Source organism: Ornithinibacillus sp. 4-3 (assembly GCF_040958695.1).
In the GTDB taxonomy this organism is placed as follows: Bacteria; Bacillota; Bacilli; order Bacillales; family Amphibacillaceae; genus CALAMD01.
Genome location: NZ_CP162599.1, coordinates 1,533,108 through 1,546,273 on the forward strand (window position 1 = coordinate 1,533,108; position 13,166 = coordinate 1,546,273).

Consider the following 13,166-nt stretch of genomic DNA (forward strand, 5'->3'; position numbering starts at 1 on the left):
TTCTTTCTTCTACAAATATTTAGATGGGCTATTAACGTAAAGAAAAGATAAATATCAAGAAAAGAAAGGTGCTCTTAATGAATACGATAATTGCCTTTATTTTTATGTTTGGATTATTGGTGTTTGTTCATGAATTTGGCCATTTAATTTTAGCAAAGCGCACAGGAATGCTAGCTAGAGAATTTGCGATTGGATTTGGACCGAAAATATTTTCATTTACTAAGAACGAAACACTTTATACGATTCGTCTTCTACCATTAGGTGGTTATGTAAGAGTAGCAGGTGAAGATCCAGAGATTATTGAATTAAAACCAGGTCACCATGTTGGTTTAGAATTCGATGAGAATGGAAAAGTAGCAAAAATTATTGTAAATAATAAATCAAAACATCCTAATGCTCGAATTATCGAAATAGAAAAAGTCGATTTGAATCATGAATTAATGATTGAAGGATATGAGATTGATGAGCCTTCAGAATTATTACGTTTTGAAGTAAAACGTGACGCATTTTTTGTAATGGATGAAACAGAAACACAAATTGCTCCATATGATCGTCAGTTTGCTTCGAAATCAGTTGGACAAAGAGCAGCTCAGCTCTTTGCTGGACCATTCATGAACTTTTTATTAGCGATTGTGATTTTTATTATTTTAGGTGTCGCTTATGGGGTACCTTCAGAACAAGCTATTATTGGTGAAGTGGTAGATGATAGCCCTGCAGCAGAAGCAGGCTTCCAATCAGGGGATAAAGTTATCCAAATAGATGACCAAGCAATTACGACATGGGAAGAATTTACGACCATTGTAAGAGAAAGTCCAGAAGAAGAATTGCAAATGACTGTAGAACGAGATGGCCAGCAAGAGAATTTGCTTGTTATACCACAAGCAGAAACAGCAGAGAATATTACTTTTGGTCAAGTAGGTGTTCAATTAGCATTTGAAAAATCATTATGGAAGTCTTTAACAAATGGTGTTTCACAAACATATGAAACGACAAAGCTTATTTTAACTAATTTATTTATGTTAGTGACTGGTCAGCTGTCTATCGAAATGTTATCTGGTCCAGTAGGAATCTATGATGTGACAGATCAGGTTGTTCAAACAGGATTGCATAATTTCTTGATGTGGACAGCAATGTTAAGTATTAACTTAGGAATTATCAATTTAATTCCACTTCCTGCACTTGATGGTGGTAGATTACTTTTCATTGGAATTGAAGCAGTTAGAGGAAAACCTATTGATCCGCAAAAAGAAGGAATGGTTCACTTCTTTGGATTTGCTTTATTGATGCTTTTAATGATTATTGTGACATGGAACGATATCCAAAGACTATTTTTATAAGAAATAACTAAGACAATGAAGCTTCTGATGGATTTCCATGTAGAAGCTTCACTCTTTCTATGAAGAAAAATAAATGCACAGAGGGAGGACTTGAGATGGACATTTCAGGAAAAGAGAAAATGCTCCTGCTCTTACAACAAATTCAGTTACCTGATGAGATGGTTAATGCTCATTTTCTAGAAAGTTCGATAAAAAAGGTGGAAATTTTTAAGCAGACCAAGACATGGCATTTTCATATTCATGTTGGTCAACTATTACCAATAAATGTGCTAGAAGTATTCCGTAATCAATTAGCACAGTCCTTTCAACATATTGCTTCTACAGAAGTTACAATTTCTGCTGAGGATAATCAATGTTCGGAAGATTTGCTCCTTGATTATTGGAAATTCTTTATTCAGCAAACACAGTTATTACCAGCACATAAAGAATTACTCAACGGACAACTCCCACAAATCACAAATCAAAAAATAACTATTTCTGCTAGAAATGGTGCAGAAGGAAGTTCATTAAAACGAAACCTACAAGAGAGCTTCCATGTTTTCTGTACGAAGAATGGAATTCCTACATATACAGTGGACGTGGAAATTAAAGCAAATGAAGCAGATGTACAGGAGTTCCGTAAACAGCAGGCAGAAGAGGATAGAAAACTTGCGTTCGAAATGGTACAAAATCAACAAAATAGAGAAGAACAGAAGAATAAGATGGAAGCTGAGAAACCATTAGCAATTGGTTATCCAATTAAAGATGATCCGATAAGGATGGAAGAAATATTAGAGGAAGAGCAACGAATTACTGTGCAAGGTTATATATTTGCAGTAGAAGAACGGAAGCTTCGTTCAGGACGTACATTATTAATTGTAAAAGCTACTGACTACACAGATTCATTAGAAATTAAAATGTTCTCACGAAATGATGATGATGTTAAAATCTTTTCACAAGTGAAAAAGGGTATTTGGGTAAGGGCAAGAGGAAAGATTCAAACAGATATGTATTCTAATGAGTTAGCAATGATGGCTTCAGATATGGAAGAAGTAAGAGTACCAACTCGTCAGGATTTAGCAGAGGAAAAACGCGTGGAGCTACATGCACATACAACAATGAGTCAGTTGGATGCAGTTGTTTCACCTGGTAGACTTATTGAACAAGCTGCAAAATGGGGACATAAGGCAATTGCGATTACAGATCATTCGGGTGTACAAGGATTCCCAGAAGCGTTTTCTGCTAGCAAAAAAAATAATATTAAAGTACTTTATGGATTAGAAGCCAACTTGGTTGATGATGGGGTTCCAATCGCTTACAATGAAGCACATTTGGAACTAGATGAAGGTACCTATGTGGTGTTCGACGTAGAAACAACGGGTCTCTCTGCAGTATATGACACCATTATTGAGTTAGCAGCTGTTAAAATTTATAAAGGAGAGATCATTGATCGTTTTGAATCCTTTGCTAATCCACATCGAGCCTTATCAGATGTTATCATTGATATTACTGGTATTACAGATGATATGTTAGTGGATGCGCCTGAAGTAGATAAAGTTTTAACTGACTTTAGAAACTGGATGGGAGATGCGGTTTTAGTTGCACATAATGCTACTTTCGATATTGGATTTTTAAATGAAGGCTTTCGTAAATTAGATTATGAGAAGATTAGCAATCCGATAATTGATACGCTTGAGTTATCTCGCTTCTTACTACCTGATCTAGGAAACCATCGTTTAAATACATTATGTAAATATTATGATATCGAATTAACTCAGCATCACCGAGCAATCTATGATGCTGAGGCTACAGGTTATTTGACTTGGAAATTGATTAGAGAGCTAATAAAACTTGATATTACACATCATGATCAGTTAAATCAGCATATGGGCGAAGGAAATGCTTATCAGCGCTCTAGACCATATCATTGTATACTACTTGCTCAAACGCAAGAAGGAATGAAAAACTTATATAAAATTGTGTCTCAGTCACATATCGATTATTTCTACCGAGTCCCAAGAGTACCAAGATCTTTACTAAACAAACTTCGTGAAGGAATTCTAGTAGGTTCTGGATGTGATCAAGGAGAAGTATTTGAAACAATGATGCAGAAGTCTGTTGACGAGGCAGAAAATGTAGCTTCATTTTATGATTATATTGAAGTACATCCACCTGCCAATTATTCACATCTTATTGAGCGAGGACTTGTACAAAATGAAGCACAGCTCTTTGATATCATTAAGAAATTAATTGATCTAGGAAAACGTCTAGATAAAAAAGTAGTTGCTACAGGGAATGTCCATTATATCGACAAGCATGAAAAATTATATCGACAAATATTGATTGCTTCACAGAAGGGTAATCCTTTAAATCGAGTTACGCTACCAGATACATCATTTCGTACAACAGATGAAATGTTATTAGCCTTTCAATTTCTAGGTCATGACATGGCGCATAAGATCGTAGTGGAGAATTCTAATGCGATAGCAAATATGATTGAGGATGTCGTACCTATTCAAGATAAGTTATATACACCAGAAATTGAAGGTGCGGAGAATGAAGTTCGTGAATTAACGTATTCTATGGCACATCATATATACGGAGAACAATTACCAGAAATTGTCTCGGAGCGAATAGAAAAAGAATTAAGTAGTATATTAGGTCATGGCTTCGGTGTTATCTACTTAATTTCTCATAAACTAGTGAAAAAATCATTAATGGATGGATACTTAGTAGGGTCACGTGGATCGGTTGGATCTTCACTTGTAGCTACAATGATGGAAATTACCGAAGTAAATCCATTACCAGCACATTATGTATGCCCAGAATGTCACTATAATGAATTCATTACAGATGGTTCTTATGCTAGTGGCTTTGATTTACCAGATAAAAAATGTCCGCATTGTAACCATGAGCTAGCAAAGGATGGACAAGATATCCCATTTGAAACATTCTTAGGGTTTAAAGGAGATAAAGTTCCAGATATTGATCTTAACTTCTCTGGAGAGTACCAGACTCATGCACATAACTACACGAAAGAGTTATTTGGTGAAGATTATGTATATCGTGCGGGTACGATTGGTACGATTGCTGAGAAAACAGCCTTTGGTTATGTAAAAGGATATGCATCAGACCATCAGCTTCATATGAAAAATGCAGAAATTGAAAGACTTGTTCAAGGGTGTACCGGTGTAAAAAGAACAACTGGACAGCATCCAGGGGGGATTATTGTTGTCCCTGATAATATGGAAATCTATGACTTTACACCAATTCAGTTTCCAGCAGATGATCGAAAAAGTGAATGGCGTACCACTCATTTCGACTTTCACTCGATTGATAGTAATTTATTAAAACTGGATATACTTGGACACGATGATCCAACCGTAATTCGTATGCTACAAGATTTAAGTGGATTAGATCCACAGAAGTTAGCTATAGATGATGAAAAAGTAATGAGTATATTTTCAAGTACAGAAGCATTAGGAGTGACCTCAGAGCAGATTGATTGTAAAACAGGTACACTCGGAGTTCCAGAGTTTGGTACATCTTTTGTACGACAAATGCTAGAAGAAACAAAACCAAAAACCTTCGCTGAATTGGTAATCATCTCTGGATTATCACATGGTACAGATGTTTGGCTAGGTAATGCACAAAACTTGATTAATGACGGAATTTGTCAATTACCAGAGGTTATCGGTTGTCGTGATGATATTATGGTTTATTTAATGCATCAAGGCCTAGAAGCATCTTTAGCTTTCACCATTATGGAATCTGTCCGTAAAGGAAAAGGATTACAGGATGAATGGATCGTAGAAATGAAGAAACAGCAGGTACCAGATTGGTATATCGATTCCTGTCAGAAAATCAAATACATGTTTCCAAAAGCACATGCTACTGCATATGTTTTAATGGCAGTGCGTATAGCTTATTTTAAAGTACACCATCCAATTCTCTTTTATGCAGCGTATTTTTCTATTCGTGCAGACGACTTTGAATTAGATGTGATGGTAAAAGGTTCAAATGCCATCCGCAAACGAATGGAAGAAATTAAGGCAAAAGGTAATGATGCAACAACAAAAGAGAAGAACTTATTAACAGTATTAAACGTATCACTAGAAATGTGGGAACGAGGAATTAAATTCGAAAAGGTAGACTTATATAAATCAAGTGCAACAGATTTTATTATTGAAGGAGATTCACTTATTCCACCATTTAGTGCAGTAGAAGGACTGGGGGTCAATGCGGCACACAATATCGTGAAAGTCCGTGAAGATGGCGAATTTTTATCAAAAGAAGATTTACGTGAACGAAGCAGAATCTCCAATACAGTGCTTGAATATTTAGACCAACACGGATGTTTAGAAGGAATGGCTGAGAAGAATCAATTATCATTATTTTAGATAGATAATTGGTTCTGGCCACTGTCAGTAGTTGGATTTCCTTGCAACAAAGAAATCTCTATGTTAAACTGTTTTTAGGTAGTATGTTTGAAATGGTTTAAAGGACTGGAATATCTCTGTTTAATACTTCAATTAGTTTAACTATCCCTTGCCAAGTAATTCGGCAGGGGTTTTATATTGATTGGATGAAAAAATGTAATGAATGATAGAGTTCCTGTCTATACTAGCTATAATGACAACTGAATAAAGGAGGGCCATTGTGAGCAGTAAAATTATTGAATCAACAAGAGAACTGATTTTGCCAATTATCGAAAATGAAGACTTCGAACTGGTTGATATTGAGTATGTAAAAGAAGGTAAGGACTGGTTTCTGCGAGTGTTTATTGATAAAGACGGTGGAATTAGCATAGATGAATGTGGTTTTGTTTCTGCGGCATTAAGTGAAAAACTAGATGAAGTAGATTTTATAGAAGGTAATTATTATTTAGATGTTTCTTCCCCAGGGGTAGAACGTCCTTTGAAAAATAAAACTGATTTTGAAAAAAATGTCGGTAAAAACGTTTATGTTTCTTTGTACGCACCAATTGATAACCAAAAGGAATATGAAGGGGTTTTAAAGCATTTTGATGAAGATGTTGCAACCATTGAATATAAAGATAAAACAAGAAAAAGTACAGTTGAAATTCCGTATGACAAAATTGCAAAGGCCAGACTTGCCGTAGTTTTATAAAAGGGGGAATAGAAGTGAGCAATCAATTGTTCGAAGCGATTGATTTTTTAGAAAAGGAAAAAGGTATTGATAAGGAAGTGCTTTTAGACGCTTTAGAAGCGGCACTTATTTCTGCCTATAAGAAGAATTTTAAGTCAGCATCAAATGTGAAAGTTGAAATAAATGAAGAAGCAGGCAAGCTTCAAGTGTTCATCTGCAAAACAGTAGTGGAAGAAGTAGAGAACATACAAGAGGAGATTTCTTTAGAAGAAGCTAGAGAAATTGATCCAAATTACCAGGTTGATGATGTAATTGATGTAGAGATTACTCCGAAAGACTTTGGAAGAATTGCAGCACAAGCAGCAAAACAAGTTGTTACACAGCGTGTTAGAGAAGCAGAGCGCGGTGTGATTTTTAGTGAATATGTAGACCGTGAAGAAGAGGTCATGACAGGTATTATTCAGCGTAAAGATAAGCGATTTATCTACGTAAACTTAGGTAAAATCGAAGCAAAATTAGCAGAAGCTGAACAAATGGCGGCAGATGAATATGAAATTCATGATCGTATTAAAGTGTTTGTTACGAAAGTGGAAAACACAAGTAAAGGACCACAAATTTATATTTCACGCTCTCATCCAGGTTTACTTAAACGTTTATTTGAGATGGAAGTACCAGAAATTTATGATGGTACAGTAGAAATTAAGTCAATTGCTCGTGAAGCAGGAGATCGCTCTAAGATTTCCGTTTATGCAGAAAACCCAGAAATTGATCCAGTAGGCTCTTGTGTAGGGCAAGGTGGCCAAAGAGTTCAAGCAATTGTTAATGAACTTAAAGGAGAGAAAATTGATGTTATTGAATGGTCAGAAGATCCGGTAACATATGTCTCTAATGCATTAAGCCCTTCAAAAGTAATTTCCGTTATGATTAATGAAGAAGAAAAGTCGACTACAGTAATTGTTCCAGATTATCAACTGTCTTTAGCAATTGGAAAGCGTGGACAGAACGCACGCCTAGCAGCTAAGTTAACAGGATGGAAAATTGATATTAAGAGTGAATCTGTTGCGAAAGAAGAAGGATTACTAGTAGAAAAAGAAGAAGATTTATTAGATGACGACGATCTTTTGTTTGATTAATGGAGGAATGCCAAATGGTGAGAAAGAGAAAAGTACCTCTTAGAAAATGTATTGTTTCTAATGAAATGAAGACAAAAGAAGAAATGATTCGTATTGTTCGAAGTAAAGAAGGGGAAATCTCTGTTGATTTGTCTGGTAAAAAAAACGGGCGTGGAGCTTATTTGTCAAGAGATTTAGCAGTTATCGATAAAGCAGAGAAAACGGGGATTTTAAATAAGCAATTTGCAACAAATGTGGATGCTAGTATTTTCGAAGAGCTTAGAGAAATCATACAGGGTAACGAAAATGAAAAATAATTATTTAAATATCATTGGTCTAGCATTTCGAGCTGGAAAATGTTCAATCGGCGAAGAAACAATTGTAAAAGACATTCAAAAGCAAAAAGCAAAATTAGTATTAATTGCAAATGACACAGGAGCACAGACGAGAAAGAAATTGACGGATAAATGTACTTCTTATCATGTTCCTTATGAAATTGTTGATGATCGTAATACATTATCACATGCTATTGGAAAAACACACAGAGTAGCTATTGCCATTTTAGATGAAGGATTCGCAAATAAAATAAAGTTGTTACTCTAATTAATTACGGGGGTGAACGTATGAGTAAAATGCGCGTTTATGAATATGCAAAACAAAATAATATTACAAGCAAAGAAGTTATTGAACATTTAAGAGAATTAAATATAGAAATCACTAATCATATGTCTACTGTTTCAGATGAAGCAATTGAGAAATTAGACAGTAAGTTTAAGCCTAGTGAAAAGAAGGAAGAGAAACCTAAGCAATCAACAAATAAGAAAGAAAATCAACAAAACAAGCCACAGCATAAGCAACAGAATAAAAACCAAAATAAAAATAAACAGCAAAATAAACAACAAAATAAAAATCAAAATAAACCACAGAAAAATGAGCAACCTAAAGAAAAGCAGGTAGAACAGAAAGAAGCAGATACTACAACAAAGCAGATTTCTTATGTGAAAAAATTAACAGTGGCTGAATTAGCTGAGAAGCTAGGAAAAGAAACAACAGAAATTATCAAAAAGCTAATGTTCCTAGGTGTAATGGCAACGAAAAATCAGGACCTTGATGATGATACAATTGAATTAATTGCATCTGAATATGATTATGAAGTTGTTAAAGAAGAGGAACCTCTTGATGATTTAAATTTCGATAAGTATATTACTGCTGATAAAGACGCAGATTTAATTGAACGTCCAGCAGTTGTTACCATTATGGGACATGTTGACCATGGTAAAACTACTTTATTAGATTCGATTCGTCATACGAAGGTTACAGAAGGCGAAGCAGGTGGAATTACACAGCATATTGGTGCTTACCAAATTGAGCGTCAAGGGAAGAAAATTACTTTCTTAGATACACCAGGACACGAAGCATTTACAAGCATGCGTTCTCGCGGTGCAGAAGTTACAGATATTGCAGTATTAGTAGTAGCTGCAGATGATGGAGTAATGCCACAAACTGTAGAAGCAATTAACCATGCAAAAGCAGCAGAAGTACCGATTATTATTGCAGTAAATAAAATTGATAAAGAAGCAGCAAATCCAGATCGAGTAATGCAGGAGTTAACAGAACATGGATTAGTTCCTGAAGATTGGGGCGGAGATACTATTTTCGTACCACTATCTGCGATTAAAAGAGAAGGTATCGATGATTTACTTGAAATGATTTTACTTGTTGCAGAAGTAGAAGAATATAAAGCAAACCCTAAGAAAAATGCATTTGGTACAGTAATTGATGCACAGCTTGATAAAGGCAGAGGAGCAGTTGCAAGCTTACTTGTACAAAATGGAACATTACGCGTAGGAGATGCAATTGTTGTAGGAAATACGTATGGACGTGTTCGTGCAATGGTTGATGATACAGGTAATCGTGTAACTGAGGTTGGTCCATCTACTCCAGTTGAAATTACTGGTTTAAGCACAGTGCCTCAAGCAGGAGACCAATTCCTTGTATTTACCAATGAAAAGCAAGCTCGACAAATTGGGGAATCTCGTCAGCAACAATTCATTCAAGATAGTAGACATGAGCAAAGTGCTGTTAGCTTAGATGACCTGTTTGAGCATATTAAACAAGGCGAAATGAAGGAAATTAATATCATTATTAAAGCAGATGTACAAGGTTCTGCAGAGGCATTATCCGCTTCTTTACAAAAAATCGAAGTAGAAAATGTGAAGATTAAGATCATTCACTCTGGAGCTGGGGCAATTAATGAATCTGATGTTATTTTAGCATCTGCATCTAATGCCATTGTAATTGGTTTTAATGTTCGTCCTGATATTAACGCTCAAAAAGCGGCAGAATCTGAAGGTGTAGATATTCGTCTCCACCGCGTTATTTATAATGCAATTGAAGAAGTGGAAGCAGCGATGAAAGGTATGCTTGATCCAGAATACGAAGAAAAAGTTATTGGGCAAGCAGAAGTACGTGAGCTATTTAAAGTATCTAGAATCGGAACAATTGCTGGTAGTTATGTAACAGACGGTAAAATTGGCCGTAACTCTAGCGTACGTTTAATTCGTAATGGTATTGTTTTATTTGAAGGAGAAATTGATGCATTAAAACGCTTCAAAGATGATGTAAGAGAAGTTGTACAAGGATACGAATGTGGTATCACTATTAAAGATTATAATGATATTAAAACTGGTGATATTATTGAAGCATTCGTAATGGAAGAAATTAAGCGTTAATGATTCTTTATCTAGAGGTTGAGTGCACAATTTATGCATCTTTTTCTCTTAAGGATAAACGTTCTGTAATCAAGCGAATGATTGCTAAATTAAGAAAAGATTTTAATGTTTCTGTGGCAGAGCTAGAATTTCAGGAGCTGTGGCAACGAGCAAAATTAGGAATTGTAACTATTTCTAATGAAAGATTACATGCAGAACAGACATTAGCAGCAGTTATTCGAACAATTGACTCATTTCCAGAAATCGAACGAACTATTACGAAACAAGAAATCATTTAATTTGGTAAATCGTATCTGATAAATGATGTAAAGTATGAGGTGAAAAGTATGAGTAATATTCGAGCTAATCGTGTAGCAGAACAAATAAAAAAAGAATTAGGCGATATCCTTAATAATAAAATTAAAGATCCTCGTGTTGGTTTTGTCACGGTTACAGATGTAGAAGTAACTGGTGATTTACAACAATCAAAAGTTTTTATTTCTGTTCTTGGAGACGAGAAGAAAAAGGAAGATACATTACTTGGGTTAGCAAAAGCAAGTGGTTTTATTCGCTCTGAGATCGGCAGTCGAATACGCTTAAGAAAAACTCCGGAAATATCCTTTGAATTTGATAATGCGTATGAATACGGATCACATATTGAATCTTTACTTCGTGATTTGAACAATAAATAAAGCCTAAGTATGTGGAGCATGTAGGAAAACCAAAGCTGGAAAGTGCTAATGATTTTAATAAAAATAATACTTTCCTCCCTTGGTTTTTCAAGCATGTTTATTTGTTTAGTCAGTACTTGGCAGAAGAGGGATTATCTATGCATGGAATTTTGCCATTATGGAAACCAAAAGGCATGACTTCACATGACTGTGTGATGAAAATACGTAGAATTTTTGGTACAAAAAAAGTTGGACATACAGGTACATTAGATCCTGAAGTAGAGGGTGTATTGACTATTTGTATTGGCAATGCAACGAAGCTTGTACCTTTTTTAACGGTATCTAAAAAAACATATATAGCGGAATGCTGCTTAGGTGTTGCGACAGAGACAGAAGATGCACATGGAGCTATTATTGAAGAAAAAGAATTTGTGGAAAAGGACTTCAATGAGCAAATCAATCAAACATTACAGAAGTTTCAAGGTGTTATCACACAAGTTCCGCCGATGTATTCTGCAGTAAAGGTAAATGGGAAAAAATTATATGAATATGCCCGTGCAAATCAAGAAGTAGAAAGACCTATAAGACAAATCACTATTTTTCATCTAGAGAGAATACCTGTTACCAATCAAGCAGAAAATAAATTCTCCTTTAAGGTCGTTTGTTCCCAAGGCACTTATATTCGCACATTATGTGTAGATATTGGTCGAGAACTTGGCTATCCAGCACATATGTCACATTTAATCCGTACAGAAGCAGGAAGCTTTACACAAGCTGATACATATACTTTTGAAGAACTAGAACAAGCAAAACAAACAGGAACAGAAAGAGAATTACTAGTTCCTATGCTAGAAGGTATTAAAGACATGGTGCAAATCGAGGTAGATAATGATATAAGAAAACGTGTATTAAATGGTCAAAAGCTACCTATTTTTCATCAGCAAATTCCGACTGGTCCATTTGCAATTATATCTAATAATCAATTATTAGCAATATATCAAATTCATCCTGAAAATAATGAAGAAATCAAACCTATTCGAGTTTTTAACAAGTAAGGAATGTAGGTGAATCGAATGAAAACTATTCAACTGACATATCCAATGTCAATACAAGAGGAAATACCTGCTACCGTTGCTGCTATCGGTTTTTTCGATGGTATTCATATTGGACATCAACAGGTTATAAAATCAGCTGTCTTAGAAGCAAAACAACGGAATATGGAAAGTGCTGTCATTACATTTCATCCTCATCCATCAGCAGTGTTGAAAAAAGAAGCAGGACAAATACAATATATTACTCCATTGGCTGAGAAAAAAGCTATTCTAGAGAATTTATATGTGGATCGATTGTATATCATTACCTTTAATCAAGAATTATCACGCCTATTACCAGCGCAATTTATCGATTATTTTATAGTTGGATTAAACATTAAGCATTTAGTTGCAGGCTTTGATTATACATATGGATTTAAAGGCAAAGGAAATATGGCTACCATTGATGAATACGCTCAGGGGAGATTTACACATACAATCATTGAAAAATTAGATCTAATCGATGAAAAAGTAAGCTCGACCCGAATTAGAGAGTGTTTATCGGAAGGTGATATTGTCACTGCAAACCTATTACTTAGCCGACCATTAAGAATGTCTGGTATCGTAGAAAAGGGAGATCAGCGGGGGAGAACAATAGGATACCCTACTGCAAATATTAAGATAGATGATCAAGCATTATTGCCAAAATTAGGAGTCTATGCAGTTCATGTTTACCATCAGGATAAAAAATATTATGGTATGGCAAATATAGGGGTTAGACCCACTTTTAAAGAGGGGTATGTTCAGCCTTCAGTAGAAGTAAACATACTTGATTTTAATCAAGAAATATATAATAAAGAAGTACAAATCGAGCTCCTTCAATTTATCCGTCCTGAGAAAAAATTTGAAGGTATAGATATGTTAATTGCTCAAATTGCAGAAGATGAGAAGAAGATTAGAAGCTTTTTTGCATAGCAATTTCTAATCATTAACAGGTGAATGAATCAAGAATCTTTTAAAAATTACAAGAGGATTTATTAAGTAAATCAGTAGAAACAGGGGTAGTAATATCACCCTTTCTACTGATTTTTTGTTTGCTCTAAAAGCGTAAAAATTGCTGTTTTATTGATGTAATTCTGTATTCAGCTTTCTAGCTTTTTCTCAGTACATTAAATAGTTAATGTGAATTCGACACTATTTTTTATGGATTTCTTTT

Annotated in this window: 11 protein-coding genes; all 11 read left to right on the plus strand. The window is 34.9% G+C overall.

Annotated features, from left to right (window positions below):
• Positions 1–77 precede the first annotated feature (77 nt).
• The 11 genes from rseP to ribF all read left to right on the plus strand — a co-directional run bounded on the left by rseP (position 78) and on the right by ribF (position 12,925).
• Positions 78–1,337 carry an RIP metalloprotease RseP gene (rseP, locus tag AB4Y30_RS07440; RefSeq protein WP_368654849.1) on the plus strand — a complete coding sequence of 420 codons (1,260 nt, stop codon included), beginning with the start codon at positions 78–80 and terminating at the stop codon, positions 1,335–1,337.
• 95 nt (positions 1,338–1,432) lie between these two features.
• Positions 1,433–5,716, plus strand: a complete 4,284-nt coding sequence (locus tag AB4Y30_RS07445; protein ID WP_368654850.1) for a PolC-type DNA polymerase III — start codon at positions 1,433–1,435, stop codon at positions 5,714–5,716.
• A 259-nt stretch (positions 5,717–5,975) separates the two neighbouring features.
• Entirely contained in the window at positions 5,976–6,446 is a 471-nt protein-coding gene (rimP, locus tag AB4Y30_RS07450; RefSeq protein ID WP_368654851.1) for a ribosome maturation factor RimP, read from the plus strand.
• A 14-nt stretch (positions 6,447–6,460) separates the two neighbouring features.
• Positions 6,461–7,558 (plus strand): transcription termination factor NusA, encoded by a 1,098-nt coding sequence (nusA, locus tag AB4Y30_RS07455; protein ID WP_368654852.1) that lies wholly within the window; start codon positions 6,461–6,463, stop codon positions 7,556–7,558.
• 14 nt (positions 7,559–7,572) lie between these two features.
• Positions 7,573–7,854, plus strand: a complete 282-nt coding sequence (gene rnpM, locus AB4Y30_RS07460; protein ID WP_368654853.1) for an RNase P modulator RnpM — start codon at positions 7,573–7,575, stop codon at positions 7,852–7,854.
• Positions 7,844–8,140: a YlxQ family RNA-binding protein gene (locus AB4Y30_RS07465; RefSeq protein WP_368654854.1), complete on the plus strand. Its 297-nt coding sequence runs from the start codon at positions 7,844–7,846 to the stop codon at positions 8,138–8,140. The genes rnpM and AB4Y30_RS07465 overlap by 11 nt, the downstream gene beginning before the upstream one ends.
• Before the next feature lie 20 nt (positions 8,141–8,160).
• The gene (infB, locus tag AB4Y30_RS07470) at positions 8,161–10,269 is read left to right on the plus strand and encodes a translation initiation factor IF-2 (protein WP_368654855.1); all 2,109 of its coding nucleotides are present in this window, start codon (positions 8,161–8,163) and stop codon (positions 10,267–10,269) included.
• On the plus strand, positions 10,269–10,547 hold the full coding sequence (locus tag AB4Y30_RS07475) for a DUF503 domain-containing protein (protein WP_368654856.1): 279 nt from the start codon (positions 10,269–10,271) through the stop codon (positions 10,545–10,547). Before infB ends, AB4Y30_RS07475 begins: the two co-directional genes overlap by 1 nt.
• A gap of 48 nt (positions 10,548–10,595) precedes the next feature.
• Positions 10,596–10,940, plus strand: a complete 345-nt coding sequence (gene rbfA / locus AB4Y30_RS07480) for a 30S ribosome-binding factor RbfA (protein ID WP_368654857.1) — start codon at positions 10,596–10,598, stop codon at positions 10,938–10,940.
• Positions 10,941–11,077: 137 nt separating this feature from the next.
• Positions 11,078–11,974, plus strand: coding sequence for a tRNA pseudouridine(55) synthase TruB (gene truB, locus AB4Y30_RS07485; RefSeq protein ID WP_368654858.1), 897 nt, complete (start codon positions 11,078–11,080; stop codon positions 11,972–11,974).
• A gap of 18 nt (positions 11,975–11,992) precedes the next feature.
• A complete protein-coding gene (ribF, locus tag AB4Y30_RS07490) occupies positions 11,993–12,925 on the plus strand; it encodes a riboflavin biosynthesis protein RibF (RefSeq protein ID WP_368654859.1) in 933 nt (310 codons plus the stop codon).
• Positions 12,926–13,166: the final 241 nt, after the last annotated feature.